General features: G+C 71.9%; 20 protein-coding genes. 8 read left to right on the top strand and 12 right to left on the bottom strand.

The window, feature by feature from the left end; translation table 11 throughout:
- Positions 1–7 precede the first annotated feature (7 nt).
- Positions 8–730 (bottom strand): VIT family protein, encoded by a 723-nt coding sequence (locus OG623_RS27950; protein WP_406150219.1) that lies wholly within the window; start codon positions 728–730, stop codon positions 8–10.
- A 142-nt stretch (positions 731–872) separates the two neighbouring features.
- Between OG623_RS27950 and OG623_RS27945 the strand changes: the two genes are divergently transcribed.
- From OG623_RS27945 to OG623_RS27925, 5 genes are all read left to right on the top strand, one after another.
- Positions 873–1,880 (top strand): DEDDh family exonuclease, encoded by a 1,008-nt coding sequence (locus OG623_RS27945; protein WP_406150217.1) that lies wholly within the window; start codon positions 873–875, stop codon positions 1,878–1,880.
- 78 nt (positions 1,881–1,958) lie between these two features.
- Positions 1,959–2,192, top strand: coding sequence for a hypothetical protein (locus tag OG623_RS27940; protein WP_014156997.1), 234 nt, complete (start codon positions 1,959–1,961; stop codon positions 2,190–2,192).
- A 68-nt stretch (positions 2,193–2,260) separates the two neighbouring features.
- A complete protein-coding gene (locus tag OG623_RS27935; protein WP_406150216.1) occupies positions 2,261–3,085 on the top strand; it encodes an SURF1 family protein in 825 nt (274 codons plus the stop codon).
- 76 nt (positions 3,086–3,161) lie between these two features.
- A complete protein-coding gene (locus OG623_RS27930) occupies positions 3,162–4,955 on the top strand; it encodes a glycoside hydrolase family 15 protein (protein ID WP_406150215.1) in 1,794 nt (597 codons plus the stop codon).
- 4 nt (positions 4,956–4,959) lie between these two features.
- On the top strand, positions 4,960–5,715 hold the full coding sequence (locus OG623_RS27925) for an SDR family oxidoreductase (protein ID WP_406150213.1): 756 nt from the start codon (positions 4,960–4,962) through the stop codon (positions 5,713–5,715).
- A gap of 15 nt (positions 5,716–5,730) precedes the next feature.
- Here OG623_RS27925 and amaP read toward each other — a convergent pair whose 3' ends face one another.
- The 5 genes from amaP to OG623_RS27900 are packed head-to-tail and all read right to left on the bottom strand — an operon-like array spanning position 5,731 to position 8,069.
- Positions 5,731–6,309 (bottom strand): alkaline shock response membrane anchor protein AmaP, encoded by a 579-nt coding sequence (gene amaP / locus OG623_RS27920; RefSeq protein WP_406150212.1) that lies wholly within the window; start codon positions 6,307–6,309, stop codon positions 5,731–5,733.
- 4 nt (positions 6,310–6,313) lie between these two features.
- The gene (locus tag OG623_RS27915; RefSeq protein WP_406150210.1) at positions 6,314–7,000 is read right to left on the bottom strand and encodes a DUF6286 domain-containing protein; all 687 of its coding nucleotides are present in this window, start codon (positions 6,998–7,000) and stop codon (positions 6,314–6,316) included.
- Positions 6,997–7,350, bottom strand: coding sequence for a hypothetical protein (locus OG623_RS27910; RefSeq protein ID WP_406150208.1), 354 nt, complete (start codon positions 7,348–7,350; stop codon positions 6,997–6,999). Before OG623_RS27910 ends, OG623_RS27915 begins: the two co-directional genes overlap by 4 nt.
- Positions 7,347–7,538 (bottom strand): hypothetical protein, encoded by a 192-nt coding sequence (locus OG623_RS27905; RefSeq protein WP_073720205.1) that lies wholly within the window; start codon positions 7,536–7,538, stop codon positions 7,347–7,349. Before OG623_RS27905 ends, OG623_RS27910 begins: the two co-directional genes overlap by 4 nt.
- 36 nt (positions 7,539–7,574) lie before the next feature.
- Positions 7,575–8,069 (bottom strand): Asp23/Gls24 family envelope stress response protein, encoded by a 495-nt coding sequence (locus tag OG623_RS27900; RefSeq protein WP_406150205.1) that lies wholly within the window; start codon positions 8,067–8,069, stop codon positions 7,575–7,577.
- A gap of 92 nt (positions 8,070–8,161) precedes the next feature.
- Between OG623_RS27900 and OG623_RS27895 the strand changes: the two genes are divergently transcribed.
- Complete coding sequence (locus tag OG623_RS27895; protein ID WP_406150204.1) at positions 8,162–8,857, top strand: hypothetical protein; 696 nt, start codon at positions 8,162–8,164, stop codon at positions 8,855–8,857.
- Positions 8,858–8,899: 42 nt separating this feature from the next.
- Here OG623_RS27895 and OG623_RS27890 read toward each other — a convergent pair whose 3' ends face one another.
- The 3 genes from OG623_RS27890 to abc-f form a co-directional block, all read right to left on the bottom strand.
- Complete coding sequence (locus OG623_RS27890; protein ID WP_406150203.1) at positions 8,900–9,691, bottom strand: enoyl-CoA hydratase/isomerase family protein; 792 nt, start codon at positions 9,689–9,691, stop codon at positions 8,900–8,902.
- A gap of 161 nt (positions 9,692–9,852) precedes the next feature.
- The gene (locus tag OG623_RS27885) at positions 9,853–10,074 is read right to left on the bottom strand and encodes a helix-turn-helix domain-containing protein (RefSeq protein WP_006123601.1); all 222 of its coding nucleotides are present in this window, start codon (positions 10,072–10,074) and stop codon (positions 9,853–9,855) included.
- A 360-nt stretch (positions 10,075–10,434) separates the two neighbouring features.
- Complete coding sequence (abc-f, locus tag OG623_RS27880; RefSeq protein ID WP_406150201.1) at positions 10,435–12,033, bottom strand: ribosomal protection-like ABC-F family protein; 1,599 nt, start codon at positions 12,031–12,033, stop codon at positions 10,435–10,437.
- A 281-nt stretch (positions 12,034–12,314) separates the two neighbouring features.
- Here abc-f and OG623_RS27875 point away from each other — a divergent pair, with 281 nt between their 5' ends.
- The gene (locus tag OG623_RS27875) at positions 12,315–12,725 is read left to right on the top strand and encodes a VOC family protein (RefSeq protein WP_406150199.1); all 411 of its coding nucleotides are present in this window, start codon (positions 12,315–12,317) and stop codon (positions 12,723–12,725) included.
- A 25-nt stretch (positions 12,726–12,750) separates the two neighbouring features.
- Here OG623_RS27875 and OG623_RS27870 read toward each other — a convergent pair whose 3' ends face one another.
- From OG623_RS27870 to OG623_RS27860, 3 genes are all read right to left on the bottom strand, one after another.
- Positions 12,751–14,055, bottom strand: a complete 1,305-nt coding sequence (locus tag OG623_RS27870) for a hypothetical protein (protein ID WP_406152024.1) — start codon at positions 14,053–14,055, stop codon at positions 12,751–12,753.
- 184 nt (positions 14,056–14,239) lie between these two features.
- Positions 14,240–15,385, bottom strand: a complete 1,146-nt coding sequence (locus OG623_RS27865) for an alpha/beta hydrolase (RefSeq protein WP_406150197.1) — start codon at positions 15,383–15,385, stop codon at positions 14,240–14,242.
- A 67-nt stretch (positions 15,386–15,452) separates the two neighbouring features.
- A complete protein-coding gene (locus OG623_RS27860) occupies positions 15,453–16,112 on the bottom strand; it encodes a class II aldolase/adducin family protein (RefSeq protein ID WP_406150195.1) in 660 nt (219 codons plus the stop codon).
- Between the two features lie 209 nt (positions 16,113–16,321).
- On the opposite strand from OG623_RS27860, the gene OG623_RS27855 reads away from it, so the two are divergent.
- Positions 16,322–17,566 carry an anion permease gene (locus tag OG623_RS27855; protein WP_406150193.1) on the top strand — a complete coding sequence of 415 codons (1,245 nt, stop codon included), beginning with the start codon at positions 16,322–16,324 and terminating at the stop codon, positions 17,564–17,566.
- Positions 17,567–17,574: the final 8 nt, after the last annotated feature.

The raw sequence follows: 17,574 nt of genomic DNA, 5'->3' as shown, positions 1-17,574 counted from the left end.
GGCACGCTCACGCCACCCCCGCCGCCCCCAGCAGGGTCCCCGCCCCGTACGTCACCGCCATGGCCACCGCTCCCCCGGCCATGTTCCGCAGTACCGCGCGCCCCGCCGGTGCCTCGCCGAGCCGGGCGCTCCACCATCCGGTGAGGGCGAGCGCCGCGAGTACGGACAGCACGGTGACGGGCAGCCGCACCGGGGACGGCGGCAGCACGATCGCCAGGAGCGGGAGCAGCGCGCCCACGGTGAAGGCCAGGAAGCTCGCTCCCGCCGCGTGCCAGGGATTGGTCAGTTCGTCCGGGTCGATGCCCAGCTCGACCTCGGCGTGGGCGCGCAGCGCGTCGCGCCGGGTGAGCTGCACGGCGGCCTCCCGGGCGAGGCGGTGACTCAGCCCCTTCTCCTCCAGGAGCCCGGTCAGCTCGGCGAGCTCGGCCTCCGGGGTCTCCTCCAGCTCCCGCTTCTCCGTCGCCAGCGCGGCCTTCTCCGAATCCCGCTGGGTGGACACCGACACGTATTCGCCGGCCGCCATCGACATGGACCCCGCGAGCAGCCCGGCCAGGCCCGCCGTCAGCAGGGTGGAACGGTTCTCGGTGGCCCCGGCCACGCCGACGACGATGCCCGCGGTGGAGACCACCCCGTCGTTGGCGCCGAGCACGGCGGCCCGGAGCCAGTTGAGCCGGGCGCCGAGCCCGCCGTGGTGGGGTTCGTCGTGTGTCCGCGCCTGTGTGTCCGTCACCCCGGGAGCGTCTCACCTCTCCTTCCCCCGCCGCATCCCCGGCCCGCGTTTCCCCTGCCGGCGTCAACTGCTCCGCACCGCGCCCCGGTTCGCCGCGGACGACGCCCGGATAGGCCGCTGTCGGTGCCGGCCCGTATTCTCTGTGACCATGCTCGACGACCGTCAGACCGCAGCGCCGTGGCCGGCCGCGTATCCCCAGGGGTACGCGGTCGTCGACGTGGAGACCACCGGACTCGCCCGCGACGACCGGATAATCTCCGCTGCCGTGTACCGCCTGGACGCGAGAGGTGACGTCGAGGACCACTGGTACACGCTGGTGAATCCCGAGCGGGATCCGGGCCCCGTCTGGATCCACGGGCTGACCAGCGACGTCCTGGAGGGCGCTCCCCTCTTCCCCGAGGTCGCCGCTCAGCTGTCCGAGCGGCTCGCCGGCCGGGTGCTCGTCGCCCACAACGCCGCGTTCGACTGGTCGATGATCGCCCGGGAGTACGCGCGTGCGGCGGTCACCGCGCCCGTCGAGCAGCGGCTGTGCACCATCGCGCTCGCCAAGGAGCTCCGCCTCCCGCTGCCCAACCACAAGCTGGAGTCGCTGGCCGCGCACTTCGGTGTGGTGCAGCGGAACGCGCACCACGCGCTGGACGACGCACGGGTGCTGGCCGAGGCGTTCAGGCCGAGTCTGCACGCGGCGGCCAGGGACGGTGTGCGGCTGCCGCTGCTGGAGTGCCGCCCGCTGACGGAGTGGTACGACTCCCCGGTCGTCCCGCGCGCCGGCTACCGGCCGTCGCAGAGCCAGGGCACCTGGCGCCCCTCGCGCAAGCGGCCCGCGTGCCCCTATCCGAACCCCGGGCGCTACGAGTCGGACAAACCCCTCATGCAGGGCATGCGGGTGGCCTTCTCGGGAGACACATCGGTCGACCGGGAGCTGCTGGAGGACCGCGCGGTGGAGGCCGGCCTGCACGTGGCGACCAGCGTGTCGCGGCTGACGAGTCTGCTCGTCACCAACGACCCGGACTCGGCGACGTCGAAGACGGTGAAGGCGAAGTCGTTCGGCACCCCGATCCTGGAGGAGAGCGCCTTCACCCATCTGCTGAGGGATGTGGCGCCGGCCGGGTCGGTCGCGGTGCCGAAGCCCTCACCGTCATCGGAGTGAACGTCATCGGAGTGAACCGGGGGCGACTCGCCCCGCGTCGGCTCGCCCGTCGCCGCCCGGCATCCCACCCTGTGCCGCATGGCACGTTGTGAAGTTTGCGGAAACGACTACGGGATGTCCTTCGAGGTGCACGCGCAGGGTGCTGTGCATGTCTTCGACTGCTTCTCCTGCGCCATTCACCGCATGGCGCCCATCTGTGAGCACTGCCGGGTCCAGGTCATCGGCCAGGGCGTCGAGGTCGAAGGCCACTGGTACTGCGGCGGCCACTGCGCCCGCGCCGAGGGAAGGGCGGGCATCGTGGACAAAGTATGACGGGCCGCCCCCGTTCGCACGGGACCCCTCCGTGCCGCACCCCATGGCCCCGGTTGTACGGTCATGGGGTGTACCGCTTCCTGTTGACCCGGCAGTGGGTGATTCTCACCCTCCTCGTGCTCGCCCTGATTCCCACGATGGTGGAGCTGGGTTTCTGGCAGCTGCACCGGCACGAACACAAGGTCGAGCAGAACTCACTGATCACGCGGAACCTCGAAGCCCACCCGGTCCCCGTCACCCGTCTCACCTCTCCCGGGCACACGGTCCCCCGCTCCGACTACTGGCGCACCGTGACGGCCACCGGGACGTACGACACCGCGCACGAGGTGGTCGTACGCCGGCGCACCTCGCGGGACGAGCGCATCGGCGTCCTGGTCCTGACCCCGCTCGACCTGAAGGGCGGCGGCACCGTCCTGGTCAACCGCGGCTGGGTTCCGGCCGCCGACGACCAGCAGGCCTTCCCCGAGGTCCCCGCCCCGCCGCGCGGTGAGGTCACGCTCACAGGCCGGCTCAAGGCGGACGAGACGACGAGCGCCAGCGGCATCAAGGACCTCGAAGGTCTGCCCGACCGCCAGGTGATGCTGATCAACAGCTCCCAGCAGTCGCAGCTGCTCGGCCACCCCGTGCTGGGCGGGTACGTCGAGCTGACCGACCCCGAGCCCACCGGCGGCAGCCCGGAGACGATCGCCGCCCCCGACGACGGCTCCATCGGCCCGCACATGGCGTACGCCGTCCAGTGGTGGCTCTTCGCCGCCGGGGTCCCGGTCGGCTGGGTCATCCTCGCGCGCCGTGACAAGCGCGACCGCGAGGAGGCGGCCGCCAAGGACGCCGAGAGCGGCGAGGACGCCGGGAACAACGACGACGCGCAGAAGCCGGAGCCCGCCACCGCGTAGGCCGCCCGGTCCGCTCCGCGCTGTTCGCACGGCTTTCGCTGCTTAGCGGGGCTCAGGTTCGGGAAGACGCCAGAGCGTGACCCCACGTATCGAGGACTACGCCGTCATCGGCGATCTCCAGACCGCCGCCCTGGTCGGCAGAAACGGTTCCGTCGACTGGCTCTGCCTGCCCCGCTTCGACTCGGGTGCCTGCTTCGCGGCGCTGCTCGGCGACGAGGACAACGGCCACTGGCGCATCGCCCCCCAGGGCACGGACAGCACGGACGTCTGCACCCGGCGCTCCTATGCGGGCGACTCCCTGGTCCTGGAGACCTTCTGGGAGACCAGAACCGGGACCGTCAAGGTTATCGATTTCATGCCGCAGCGCGACAAGGCCCCCGACGTCATGCGGATCGTCGAGGGTGTCAGCGGCAGTGTCGACATGAGCTCCGTCCTGCGGCTGCGGTTCGACTTCGGCTCGGTGGTCCCCTGGATGCGCCGCTCGCACGGGCACCGGGTGGCGGTCGCGGGGCCCGACTCCGTCTGGCTGCGCAGCGAGCCGTCGGTGAAGACGTGGGGCCAGCAGTTCAGCACCTGCTCCTCCTTCACTGTCACCGAGGGCGAGCGGGTGGCGTTCGTCCTTACCTGGCACCCCTCGCACTCCCCCCGCCCCAAGCTGATCGACCCTCACAAGGCGCTGAAGCACACCCTCGCCGACTGGGCGAAGTGGTCGGCACGGTGCACGTACCACGGCAAGCACCGGGACGCGGTGCTCCGCTCCCTGATCACCCTGAAGGCCCTCACCTACGCCCCCACCGGCGGGATCGTCGCGGCCCTGACGACCTCGCTGCCGGAGGAGATCGGGGGCGTACGGAACTGGGACTACCGCTACTGCTGGCTGCGGGACTCCACCCTCACCCTGGGCGCCATGATCTCGGCCGGATTCATGGAGGAGGCCGCCGCCTGGCGGGACTGGCTGCTGCGGGCCGTGGCCGGTGACCCCGCTGACCTCCAGATCATGTACGGGCTCGCCGGTGAGCGCCGGCTTCCCGAGACGGAGCTGCCGTGGCTGCGGGGCTACGAGAATTCGCTGCCGGTCCGCACGGGCAACGCCGCGGTGCGCCAGCAACAGCTCGACGTGTACGGCGAGGTCATCGACTCGCTCAGGGTGGCACGCGACGCGGGGCTCCACGACAAGCCGCACGCCTGGAACCTGCAGCTGAGTCTGCTCGGCTTCCTGGAGTCCACCTGGCGCGAGGCGGACGAGGGCCTGTGGGAGGTGCGCGGGCAGCGCCGCCACTTCGTGCACTCCAAGGTGATGGCCTGGGTCGCGGCCGACCGTGCGGTGCGGACCCTGGAGGAGAACCCCGATCTGCCGGGGGACGCCGACCGGTGGCGGGCGATGCGGGACGCCGTCCACGCGGAGGTCTGCGAGAAGGGCTACGACCCCGTACGCAACACCTTCACCCAGTACTACGGCTCCCAGGAGCTGGACGCCGCCACGCTCCTCATCGTGCGTACCGGCTTCCTGCCGCCCGACGACCCACGGGTGAAGGGGACCGTCGACGCGGTGCGCGGCGAGCTCGCCCACGACGGTCTGATCCGTCGCTACAGCACCGAGGGCGGTTCGGTGGACGGCCTCCCGGGCGACGAGGGCGCCTTCATCGCCTGCTCGTTCTGGCTGGTCGACGCCCTGACGCGGACGGGCCGCAGGGAGGAGGCCGAGGTCCTCTTCGAACGGCTGCTGGAGCTGCGCAACGACGTGGGGCTGCTGGCCGAGGAGTACGACCCGGTGGCCGGGCGGCAGCTCGGCAACTACCCGCAGGCCTTCAGCCACGTCGGCCTGGTGAACAGTGCGGTCGACCTCGCGGGTGAGCACTTGGCAGGATAGGGCCATGGATCTTGGACTGAAGGACCGTGTGTACATCGTCACCGGGGGCACCCGCGGGCTGGGCAACGCCACCGCACGCGCGCTCGCCGCCGACGGCGCGAAGGTGATCATCTCGGGCCGTGACGAGAAGACCGCCGCCGAGGCCGCCGCGGAGCTGAGCCCCGATGCGGTCGGGCTCGCCGCGGACAACGCCGACCCGCTGGCCGCCCGGCGGCTTGTGGACGCCGCGAAGGAGCGCTTCGGCCGGCTGGACGGCATTCTGGTCAGCGTCGGCGGGCCGGCGCCCGGACGCGTCGCCGACAACACGGACGATCAGTGGCAGTCGGCCTTCGAGTCGGTCTTCCTCGGCGCCGTCCGGCTGGCCCGTACGGCGGCCGAGGCGCTCGGCGACGGCGGTGTCATCGGGTTCGTCCTGTCCGGATCGGTGCACGAGCCGATCGCCGGCCTGACCATCTCCAACGGGCTGCGCCCCGGCCTCGCCGGCTTCGCCAAGTCCCTCGCCGACGAGCTGGGGCCGCGTGGCATCCGGGTCGTCGGGGTGCTGCCGGCCCGGATCGACACGGACCGGGTGCGTGAGCTCGACTCCCTGTCGGGCGACGCCGACGCGTCACGCAGGGCCAACGAGGCGAACATCCCGCTGCGCCGCTACGGCACCCCGGAGGAGTTCGGGAAGACCTCGGCCTTCCTGCTCTCCCCCGCCGCTTCCTATCTGACGGGCATCATGGTGCCGGTCGACGGCGGCGCACGGCACGGCTTCTGACGGCCCGAGCCGCCGTCAGGTCACCCGATCCGCCCGGTGCTTGACCGCCTTCAGCCGGACCTCGGCGGGCAGCTCGTCCAGCCCGGCCGAGGTCCGCGCATGGGTCAGCGCTCCCTCGTGGACGCCGCGCAGCACAAGTCCGGGGGACGCGTGCGGCTCCATCAGCAGCCGGAGCCTGGCCTGCGGGGCGGTGCGCCGGCCGGTCAGTGTGGCGTCGGCGTCGGACACCCCGTCCAGGGTCTCGGCGTCGTCGCCGAGCGCACCCTCCAGGGCCTTGCCTCGCAGCAGCGCTCCCTGGCCGTCGCCGCTGTCCACCAGCACCTCGGCGAGGCGCGCGCGACGCAGCTGGGCCAGGAGCCACCACAGCGCGAGGACCACCAGGACGGCCAGGATCGCGATGACGGTGGGCCACCACCAGCCCTCGTCCCGCCATCTGGTCCGGTCGGCCTTGCTGAGCAGCACGTCGCTTCTGCCGTCGAAGGGCCACCAGGAGGGTACGGAAGCGCCGAGCCCTGTCGCGAGGACGGCGCCGCCGACGACGACGAGGATCAGCCCTGCCAGGCCGAGCAGAACCCGGTTGACGGTTTTGATCACGGGGTCACCCCTTCTTCGCCGGCCGGCGTACGTGCACGGAGAGGCTGGGCGGCCGGGCCAGGCCCAGCTCGCTGATGGCGTTGGACAGGACGGTGTCCAGGTCGGTCCTGACGTCGTCGAGTTCACGGAAGTGCGAGAGGGCACGCACGGTCGCCTTCTTCCGGGTCATCTTCACCCGGACGGACTGCACTCCGGACACCTCGACGGCCCGGTCCCGCAGGACGAGGGCGGCGGCGGTCCGGTCGAGTCCGGCCCGTACACCGGGGTGCCTGCGGCTCATGGGGAGCAGGGCGCGCAGTCCGGGGGTGAGGGCCAGCAGGAGCAGCCACAGGCCGATCGCCGCCGCGAGCGCCGATCCCGCGAGTACCCATACGTCGTCGAGGTGACGGCTCGCCAGGTCGTCGGCGACGGAGCGCCGCCACTGCATGGCCGGGTGGTCGGCCCTGACCGCGGCGATGTCGTAGAGCAGGATTCCGGAGCCGCCGAGCACGACCAGGGCGGTCAGGGCCGCGGGGATCCTACGTCCGGACCAGAAACGGCCCGCTCTGCCGCCCGGCGGGTCCTGCGCCGGGGCGGGTTCGTAGCTGGAACCGGAGGCCGACTGGTCCATCTCCAGCACTCCGCCGGCCGGCGCCGACTCGACGGTGGGCAGACGGCGTGTGCTGTTCTCAGGGTCCTGGGGCTCGGTCATCGGATACTCCCCTCCGGTGCGGTGCCGGCTCCCGACGGATGCAGCCGTTCCACCTGCACCGCCACTTCGGGAACCTGCATCCCCGCCAGAGTTCCTACCCGCTCGGTGACACGGCGACGCACCGCGCCGCACTGACGGCCGATGTCGCAGGGGTAGGCGAGGTCCAGGCTGACCCGTACCCGCGCGGTGTCACGGTGCACGGTGACGGTGGCGCGCGGGACGGATGCGTCCTTGGGCCGTTCGCCGACGGCCTCCTTCGCCGCCTGCGCGGCGATCTTCGCGACGACCCGGTCGGCGATCCGGGTCTGCCCACGCTCGGCGGCGGCGACCGGGTCTGTCACCGCCGTCACCTTCGCCGGTCGCCGCGCTCGCGACTCCGGAAGAAGTCGCCGGGTTCGAGGTCGCCGTCCAGGAAGCGGCCGGCGATGAAACCGACCGCGCCCAGCGCGGCGACCAGCAGAAAGGCCCCGAACCCGCCGAAGTATCCGGCGAAACCGAGCGCCATGCCGGCCAACAGGCCGACCACAGCCATGCTCATCGTGTGCTCCTCAACTGCCGCGGGGGGGAGAGAGAACTACTGGACGCGTGACTCGGACTCGTCCTCGTCGTCCTCCTCGTCGGGCAGTTTGACGTCGCTGACGGCGATGTTGACCTCGACGACTTCGAGGCCGGTCATCCGTTCGACGGACGCGATGACGTTCTCCCGTACATCGCGGGCCACTTCGGCGATCGCCACGCCGTAGTCGACAACGATCTCCAGGTCGAGCGCGGCCTGCGATTCGCCGACCTCCGCCTTGACGCCCCGGGTGACGGACTTGTTGCCACCGGGGACACGGTCGCGTACCGCGCCGAACGTCCGGGAGATGCCGCTGCCCATCGCGTGGACCCCGCCGACATCCCGGGCCGCGAGGCCTGCGATCTTCTCGACCACGCCGTCGGCGATGGTGGTACGGCCGCGTGTCGCGGGGGCTCCCCCGCCGCGCTTGCTGAACTGGCTCTGCCTGCCCTCGTCCCCGCCGGTCTCGCTGCCGGAGTTTTCGGGCCTGTTCCGCTGTGAGCTCTCGGTCATCGCCGCTCTTCCCTTCGGGGCGGGTGAACTTCCGTGGCCCAGAGTAAGTGCGCTTGCCAGGTCGCGCGCCATGGATGGGGCAGGGTGGAGCAATGACAACGGCTGACAGCCCGTACAGGGCCGAGCAATGGACGTCTGCGGTACGCGAACGGCTCGGCCTGGGCAGATTGCTCCCTCTGGGCGGTCCGAACGACGGCTCCTGGATCGCGGAACGCGCGGCGGCGGCGGTGCTGCGGGACGCCGCGGCCGGTTCGGGGGCCGTCATCGGGACGCTCAGGATCGCCCCGGTGGACGAGGACGGCGCCCCTGATCCGGTGGTGCCCAAGCCCCCCAGCGCGCTGCGTCCTGGACCGCTGCGGATCGAGGCGGCCTTCTCCGCGACGGCACGGCGGCCGCTGCCCTCGACGGCGGACGCCCTGCGCGCCGCCCTGCTGACGGCGGCGGACCAGCGGCTCGGTCTGGTGGTCGAGTCGGTGGACCTGACGGTGACGGCGCTGCTGGAGGAGGAGCCCGAGCCGGACGCGAAGCCGGACGCCGACCCACGCGCGGCGCGGCCGGACGATGTCGCCGGGACAGCGGCGGTCGGGGTCCCGGGCGTCGTCTCGCTGACGCATGTGCTGGGCAGCGCCGTGCAGCACACGGAGAGTCATGTCCGGGTGGAGCTCGCGACGTCCGGGAACCGCCGGGCGCTCGATGTAGCGCGGGCGGTGCGCGCGGCGGTGGCCGAGGCCGTGGAAGGGCCCGGGACGGTCGCCGTGCTGGTCACGACTGTCACGGACCGGGACTGACGCCGCCCCTCACCGGACGGTGAGGGGCGGGGTCCGCCGGTCTCAGTCGGAGAGGCCCGCAAGGTCGCGCAGCCGACGGCCCTGGGCGGCCCGCTCGGCGGTGCGCTGCTCCTCGTACGTCCGCGAGACGGCACCGCTGAGCAGCGCCTTGGTCTCGACGACGGCGTCGCGCGGGGCGGCGAGCAGCGCGGCGGCGAGGTCGAGCCCGGCCGCGTCGAGCTGGTCCGCGGGGACGACAAGGTTGGCGAGACCGGTGCGCTCGGCCTCTTCGGCGCCCACGAAGCGACCGGTGGCGCAGATCTCGAGCGCGCGTGCGTACCCCACGAGGTTGACGAGGGGGTGCGTGCCCGTGAGGTCGGGGACGAGCCCCAGGCTGGTCTCACGCATGGCGAACTGCACGTCGTCGGCGACGATCCGCAGATCGCAGGCGAGGGCGAGCTGGAAGCCGGCACCGATGGCGTGGCCCTGGACGGCCGCGATCGACACGATGTCGTTGCGGCACCACCAGGTGAACGCCTCCTGGTACTCGGCGATGGTCGCGTCGAGCTCGGCCTCCGGGCCGCGCGCCATGTCGAGGAAGGACGGCTCGCCGTCGAATCCGCCGGGTTCGAACGCCTGCCGGTCGAGGCCCGCGGAGAAGGACTTGCCCTCGCCGCGCAGCACGACGACCCGCACGCTGCCGGGCATGGCCCGTCCGGCCTCTGTCAACGCCCGCCACAGAGCGGGAGACTGAGCGTTGCGCTTGGCCGGGTTGGTGAGCGTCACCGTGGCAACCGCGTCATCGACGGTGAGCCGTACACCGTCCTTGTCGAGCACAGAGTCGTGCGAGGTCATGGGCGCCTCCGGATCGGCTGCAGTCAGCACTTACTGGCAAGTAACTGAACTGAACAGTAACCACCCGGACGACCTGACGATCGACCGGGTGGCCACCCGGTGTTCCGGACACCCGTCGGAGCTGGTGCGGACCGGCCCAGGAAACCGGCCGCTCGTCACCGTCAGGCCGAAGCGGCCTTCTTGCCCCGAGTCGCTCCGCCGCGTCCCCGCAGCGTGACTCCGGACTCGCTGAGCATCCGGTGGACGAATCCGTAGGAACGGCCCGTTTCCTCGGCCAGCGCCCGGATGCTCGCACCGGAGTCGTATTTCTTCTTCAGGTCTGCCGCGAGCTTGTCACGCGCGGCGCCGGTCACCCGGCTGCCCTTCTTCAGAGTCTCGGCCACCCGTGCCTCCTCAAGGAAGTGCGCTCTGGACTCTCATGATCACCCCTCCCGGGCTTCCTGGCCACCCATTCGGCAAGGTCCGTACGACCGGATTCCCCGTCCACAAGCGGCCGGACACAAGCGGAATCAGGCATTCGGAGGGGCACTCGGGCCCGCGTGGGGCCGTCTCAGAGAAAAACGGGCAGGTCAGGGCCGTACGGGGTCCGGTTGCCCGAACTGAGTGCGCCCGGCAGCCATCCGCCGGGCGCCGCGCCGGGGTACGAGACCTGCTCGCCCAGATGATGGATCACCGATGGGCCGAATGATCCAGACGCGTTGGATCACCGGGCTCCGCGACGGATTCCAGGGCGCGCCCGGGGCTCAGGCGAGGGCGACCAGCTCGCGGTAGCCCGCACTCCAGAGGTCCTCGACGCCGTCGGGCAGCAGGATGATCCGCTCCGGCTGGAGGGCCTCGACCGCGCCCTCGTCGTGGGTGACGAGGACGACGGCGCCCTTGTACGTGCGCAGCGCGCCGAGGATCTCCTCGCGGCTGGCCGGGTCGAGGTTGTTCGTCGGCTCGTCGAGCAGCAGGACGTTGGCGGAGGAGACCACCAGGGTCGCCAGGGCGAGACGGGTCTTCTCCCCGCCGGAGAGCACTCCGGCGGGCTTGTCGACGTCGTCACCGGAGAAGAGGAAGGAGCCGAGCGTCTTGCGGACCTCGACGAGATCGAGGTCGGGCGCCGCGCTGCGCATGTTCTCCAGAACCGTGCGCTCCGGGTCCAGGGTCTCGTGTTCCTGGGCGTAGTAGCCGAGCTTGAGACCGTGGCCCTCGATGACCTGACCGGTGTCGGGCTTCTCGGCGCCGCCGAGGAGCCGCAGGAGCGTGGTCTTGCCCGCGCCGTTGAGGCCGAGGATGACGACGCGCGACCCCTTGTCGATGGCGAGGTCCACGTCGGTGAAGATCTCCAGCGATCCGTAGGACTTGGAGAGCCCCTCGGCCATCAGCGGGGTCTTGCCGCACGGGGACGGCTCGGGGAAGCGCAGCTTGGCCACCTTGTCGGAGACCCGCACCGCCTCGAGACCGGAGAGCAGGCGCTCGGCGCGCTTGGCCATGTTCTGGGCGGCGACGGTCTTGGTCGCCTTGGCGCGCATCTTGTCGGCCTGCGAGTTCAGGGTCGCGGCCTTCTTCTCGGCGTTCTGGCGCTCGCGCTTGCGGCGCTTCTCGTCGGCCTCGCGCTGCTGCTGGTAGAGCTTCCAGCCCATGTTGTAGATGTCGATCTGCGAGCGGTTGGCGTCGAGGTAGAAGACCTTGTTGACCACCGTCTCGATCAGCTCGGCGTCGTGGGAGATCACGATGAAGCCGCCGCGGTAGGTCTTGAGGTAGTCACGCAGCCAGACGATGGAGTCCGCGTCCAGGTGGTTGGTGGGCTCGTCGAGGAGCAGGATGTCGGCGTCCGAGAACAGGATGCGGGCCAGCTCGACACGGCGGCGCTGACCGCCGGAGAGCGTGTGCAGGGGCTGGCCGAGCACCCGGTCGGGCAGGCTCAGCGCGGCGGCGATGGTGGCGGCCTCGGCCTCGGCGGCGTATCCGCCCTTGGTGAGGAACTCCGTCTCCAGGCGCTCGTACCGCTTCATCGCCTTCTCGCGAGTGGCGCCCTTGCCGTTCGCCATCCGCTCCTCGTTCTCCCGCATCTTGCGCAGGATCTCGTCGAGCCCACGGGCCGAGAGGATGCGGTCGCGGGCCAGGACGTCGAGGTCCCCGGTACGCGGGTCCTGCGGGAGGTAGCCGACCTCACCGCTGTTGGTGATGGTGCCGCCGGCCGGCGTCCCCTCGCCCGCCAGGCACTTGGTGAGCGTGGTCTTGCCCGCGCCGTTGCGGCCGACCAGGCCGATGCGGTCGCCCTTGGCGATGCGGAAGGAGGCGGACTCGATGAGCATGCGGGCGCCGGCGCGCAGCTCGATACCGGAAGCGGTGATCACGGAAAAACTCCAGGGCGGTGTTTGGACGGCGGAGGGACTACGGACTCACGACTCGACGCCGTTACTCATGCACAAGGAGAAATGCCATGGGACCCAGTCTACTGGCGTTGTCCACCCGATTCACCGCGTGCTCCCGGCCCGTGGCCACTCCGCGGAGGGTGCTGCCAGGCGCGAGGTGCCCGGCCCCTGCGTCATCGTCGGCCGACATTGTCGGTGGCCGGTGCAAGACTGAGAGCGAGATCACACCGCAGGGGTGTGAGCGAGCGGGAGAGGTGAGCGTGATGGCAGGCACCGGCGGCGTTGCCACGGTCTTTCCGACGATTCTGTACGACGACGCGAGGGCCGCGATCGGAGTGCTGACGCAGGCTCTGGGATTCACCGAGGAAGCGGTGTACGAGGGCGAGGACGGCAGCGTGCTCCACGCCGAGCTGTCCTGCGGCAACGGCAGGGTGATGCTGGGTTCCAAGGGGCGCGCGGGTGTGTTCGCCGAGGCCATGGCCGGTGCGGGCCCCGCGGGCGTCCATGTCGTCGTGGACGAGCTGGACGCCCACCACGCGCGGGCCGTGGAGCACGGCGTGGAGATCCTGATGCCGCCCACCGACCAGGACTACGGCTCACGCGACTACATGGCGCGGGACGCCGAGGGCAATGTCTGGAGCTTCGGGACGTACGCCCCGGGCGCCTCGCACTGACTCCCCCGGTGCCCGCGCGGGCGGGTCACGCCCCTCCGGTGTGCACCTGGAAGGCGGCCCGGCGTACGGCCTTGGCCAGGGCGGGGTCCGGATGCGCGGCGGCAAGGGCGACCAGCACCTGGACGGTCCTCGGGTGTCCTACGGCCCGCACCTCGTCCAGGAGCGCGGGGACGGTGCCCTGGACGGCGGAGTCGAGATGGCGGACCAGCAGCCCGGTCTCGCCGTGGTCGGCCACGGCCGCCGCGGTGTCGACCCAGAGCCAGGTGGCCTCCTCGCGGCTGAGGACGTCCTGGGCGTCGTCCGGGTCGTTCCCCTCGTACTCGGCGAGCCAGAGCAGCGCGTAGGGGCGCAGCGACGCCTCGGTGACGACGGAGCGGACGACGGGCTCCGCGGGGGCGCCGACGACGCGCAGCGCCTCGAAGGCGAGGCCGCGCAGCAGGGCGTCCTCGCCCCGGGCGACGGCCAGGAGTTCGGCCACGGCGCTGCCGACGGGGCGGGCGGCCAGCCAGGCGCGGTATTCGTCGCGGGCCGGGCCGGGGGTGAGCCGTGCGCAGCCGAGCAGCATGTCGGCCGCCGGCTGCTCGATGTTGCCGGCCGGGCTCTGCGCGGCGACGCAGATCTGCTCCAGCTTGACCCAGACCGCCCAGCTGCCCAGCGGAGTGAGGGTGGCGTGGCCGCCGCCGAGCGTGAGGGCGCCGACGGAGGCGAGGCCTTCGAGTGCCCAGTCGAGCAGCAGGGCGTTCAGGTCGGCGGAGGGTCCCGCGGCGTCGGCGGGCGCGGGCTGCTCCTGCGGCCCGTACGGCACCTCGCACCGCTCCTCGTGGAGTTCCGCGACGCGCTGTCCGAGCAGGTCGAGGAGGGCGGGCACGGTGACGGTGCCCTCGGAGAGCTGGAGGAGGGAGAGCACCTGGGGTACGGCCTCGACGGCTTCCGCCACCGCGCCGGCCTCGATACCGTCGGGTGAGGCATGAACAAGGGACCAGGCGTCGAAGAGCGCGACCCAGCCACGGAGCACCGCGGAATCGTCGCGGTCCCAGGCGCGCAGCCGCCAGCCGGGGCGGGCGGTGTCGCCGTGCAGCTCGATGAGGCCGGCCAGTCTGGCCCGGTCCCATCCGGCCAGCACCTGGACCGGGGACAGTTCGAGCGCGGCCGAGGCCCGTTCGAGTGCCTGGGCCGCGAGCGGGACGGTGCCCGGGCTCGTGCCGTTCGCCGCCCAGTGGGCGATCCGTACGGAGTCGGCCAGTACGGCCCTGGCCTGGCGTGCCAGTTCCGCCGGGGGCGGTGTGCCCTCGGGCGGCCGGGGGGCCGGCCTGGTGCGCCGGGTCGTCACGGCCTTGCGGGCGGTCGCCTGGGGTCGCGGGCGGACAAGTCGCAGCCTGGAGTCGCGCGGGGTACGGGACGTCACGGGAGCAGTCTTGCCTCTGACGGGCCGAAAGCCCAAACGGAGGCCGTGTCACCGCCGTTCGCAGGGCCTCGGAGCCGGGGCACCAACCGGGCGGTTCCGGGCCATCAGCTCACATCAGGGGCGTGAGGAAGCGCCGGAGTGCCTCTTCGTAATCGGCCGGATCCGCATTCCACATCGCCGCATGCGGAGCATCGGCCACGGGGTGCAGGGTCACCAGGTCGGGGCGGCGCGCGGCGAGCTCCTGGGACGGCTGCCAGGGCGCCAGGGTGTCGTCGGGGCCGTGCACGACGAGGGTGGGGGTGTGCAGGGCCGTCGGCACCGAGGTGCGCAGGAGCGGCGCTCCGTGCAGCCCTGTCTGGCCCTGGGCGGCCCGGACGGCGAGGGGCAGCAGCGCGGCGGGGACACCCCGGGCCGAGGCGAGGGCGCGCAGGGTGGTCCGCCAGTCCAGGACCGGGGAGTCCAGGACGAGTCCGCTGATGCGGTCGCGCAGCGCGGAGTTGACGGCCGCGTGCAGTGCCATCGATGCGCCGGTCGACCAGCCGTACAGGATGACGTTCTCCGCGCCGTAGCGCACGGCGTAGCGGATGGCGGCGTCGAGGTCGCGCCATTCGGACTCGCCGAGGTGGCCGAGACCGTCCGGGGAGCGCGGGGCGCCCGCATCGCCCCGGTAGGCCAGGTCGAGCACGGGGAACTGCTGGGCGTGCAGGAAATCCATCACGTTCATGGGGTGGTCCCTGCTGGTGCCGAGGCCGTGCACCGTGATCACCCAGGTGGTGCGCACGGCGGGCACGAACCAGCCGGGCAGGACACCGAGTTCGCCGGGGATCTCGATCTCCTTGTGCGCGAGGCCGAGTGCGGCGAGCGGATCGCCTCGGTGGATCTCCGGGGTGAGGCGGACCCGGGTGCCCGGCTTCAGGCTGCCGAGGTTCACGCGTTCGAGCCGGCGTACGACGGTGTCGGCCGAGGTCGGGGAGTCGTCGGGTGACTGTTCGACCACCGGGCCCACCACCGCGTGGACGCCCCGGCCGGTCAGGCCGTACGTGCCGGGGCGCAGCGCGGGGAAGGAGCGGGTCAGGGTGATCCGGCCGGCCGCTGTGGCGTGCACGGTGAGACGGCGGTCGCCGGGGAAGGGCCGTGGCGAGGGCGAGGGCGCCCCGAGGGCGGCGTCGCTGGCGTAGCGGCCGGCGGCGACCGCTGCCGCGCCGACGCCGAGGATCGAGGTTGCGGCCACTGCCGCCGCTGTTGCCGGGCGCACGGCTTCAGTGTCCTGGGCCGCGGCGGCCCGTGCCAGTGGGTGGCGGCCGTACGGGCGGGGCCGGGGCTCAGCCGGGCTGACCGTAGCCCTTGAGGGCGTCCTGTACGTCGCGGAGCTGGGCAGGGGTGAGGAGGTTCGGCCGGTGTCCGGGCACGGAGCTCGCGGTGAGCCAGAGCCTGCACATCCATTCGAGCTGGGCGGTGCGGTCGTAGGCCTCGTCGAGGGTGGCGCCGTAGGTGACGGTGCCGTGGTTCTGCAGCAGGCAGCCGGTGCGGTCGCGCAGGGCGGCGAGCATGTGGTCGGCGAGCTCCCGCGTCCCGTAGCGCGCGTAGGGGGCGGTGCGGACGGGGCCGCCTAGCAGGGCTGCGGCGTAGTGGACGAGCGGCACCTCGGGGACGAGGGTGGAGACCGCCGTGGCGTGCACGGCGTGGGTGTGGACGACGGCGGTGGCGTCGGTGCCCCGGTAGACGGCCAGGTGGAGCGGGAGTTCGCTGGTCGGGACCAGGTCGCCGAGCACCTGGCGCCCTTCGAGGTCGACGCCGACGGCGTCCTCGGGGCCCAGCCGGTCGTAGGGCACGCCGCTGGGCGTGACCAGGACGATCTCGCCGACCCTGGCCGACACGTTGCCCGAGGTGCCGACGACCAGGCCGTCCGCCGCCGTCCGCCGGGCCGTCGCGACGACACCGTCCCACGCCTGCCCGATCGCGTCCGCGCTCACGTCACTCATGCGGCGATCGTAGGGTCTGCCGCCCGGGTGATCGATGTCTCCCAGGGAGGGCCGGGCCGGGGCCCCGGAGGCCCTGCCGCCCCTCGCACACACAAGCGGAACGGGCGTACGCGGTTGGGGTCACCGTGCCGCCCTGCCCAGTTCATCTTCCGTTCACCCAGGTTGCTTACGTTCCACCTGCCACTGACGTCGAACGATTGCCTGGGTAAATGGAACACATCACGCTGCTGCTCGCGATCGTGATCGTGACGGCTCTCGTGTTCGATTTCACGAACGGTTTCCACGACACCGCCAACGCGATGGCCACCACCATCTCGACCGGCGCACTCAAGCCCAAGACAGCGGTGGCCATGTCCGCCGTTCTCAACCTCGTCGGCGCGTTCCTGTCGGTGGAGGTCGCCAAGACGATCTCCGGCGGGATCATCAATGAGAACGGCCTCAGAACCGAGGTCATCTTCGCGGCGCTCGTCGGCGCGATCCTGTGGAATCTGCTGACCTGGCTGGTCGGCCTGCCCTCCAGTTCCTCCCACGCACTCTTCGGCGGCCTCATCGGCGCCGCGGTCATGTCGGCCGGCTGGTCCTCGATCAACGGCGGCACCGTCGTCACGAAGGTCCTGCTGCCCGCCGTCGCCGCGCCCGTCGTGGCCGGTGTCGCCGCGCTGCTCGCCACGAAGCTGACGTACCGCATCAACCGGAACATCACCGACGAGGCGCAGCTGAAGTCGACCGCCAAGGGGTACCGCGCCGGCCAGATAGCCTCGGCCGGTCTCGTCTCGCTCGCCCACGGCACCAACGACGCGCAGAAGACCATGGGCATCATCACCCTGGCCCTGGTCACCGGCGGGGTCCTCTCCCCCGGTTCCAACCCGCCCGTCTGGGTCATCACCTGCGCGGGTATCGCCATCGCGATGGGCACCTACCTCGGCGGCTGGCGCATCATCCGCACCATGGGCAGCGGCCTGACCGAGCTGCGTCCGCCGCAGGGCTTCGCCGCCCAGACCAGCGCGGCCACGGTCATCCTGGCCTCCTCGCACCTCGGCTTCTCGCTCTCCACCACGCAGTCCTGCTCCGGCGCCGTCATGGGCGCCGGACTCGGACGCAAGGGGGGCACGGTCCGCTGGTCCACCGCCACCCGGATGTTCGTCGCCTGGGGGCTCACGCTGCCGGCCGCAGGACTGGTCGGCGCGGGTGCCGAGTTCCTGACCAAGCAGGGCCCCTGGGGCGTCACGGCGGTCGCCGTCCTGCTCGTCGCGGGCTCGGGTGCCATCTGGACGCTGTCGCGCCGCAAGCCGGTCGACCACACCAACGTGACGGTGGGCGCGGAGCCCGCGGGCGTCGTCACCACCGCCGTCGCCGCGGTCAGCCCGCCGCCCGCCGGTACCGCCGTACCGGACCTCAAGACCACCATCCCGGCCCCCACGGCCGGTACCCCGGCCGACCCGGCCACGGTGTAAGGACACAA

This window comes from Streptomyces sp. NBC_01012 (assembly GCF_045162755.1).
Classification (GTDB): domain Bacteria; phylum Actinomycetota; class Actinomycetes; order Streptomycetales; family Streptomycetaceae; genus Streptomyces.
The sequence above is the reverse complement of the archived record's forward strand: the minus strand, read 5'-3'. Positions and strand labels throughout refer to the sequence as shown.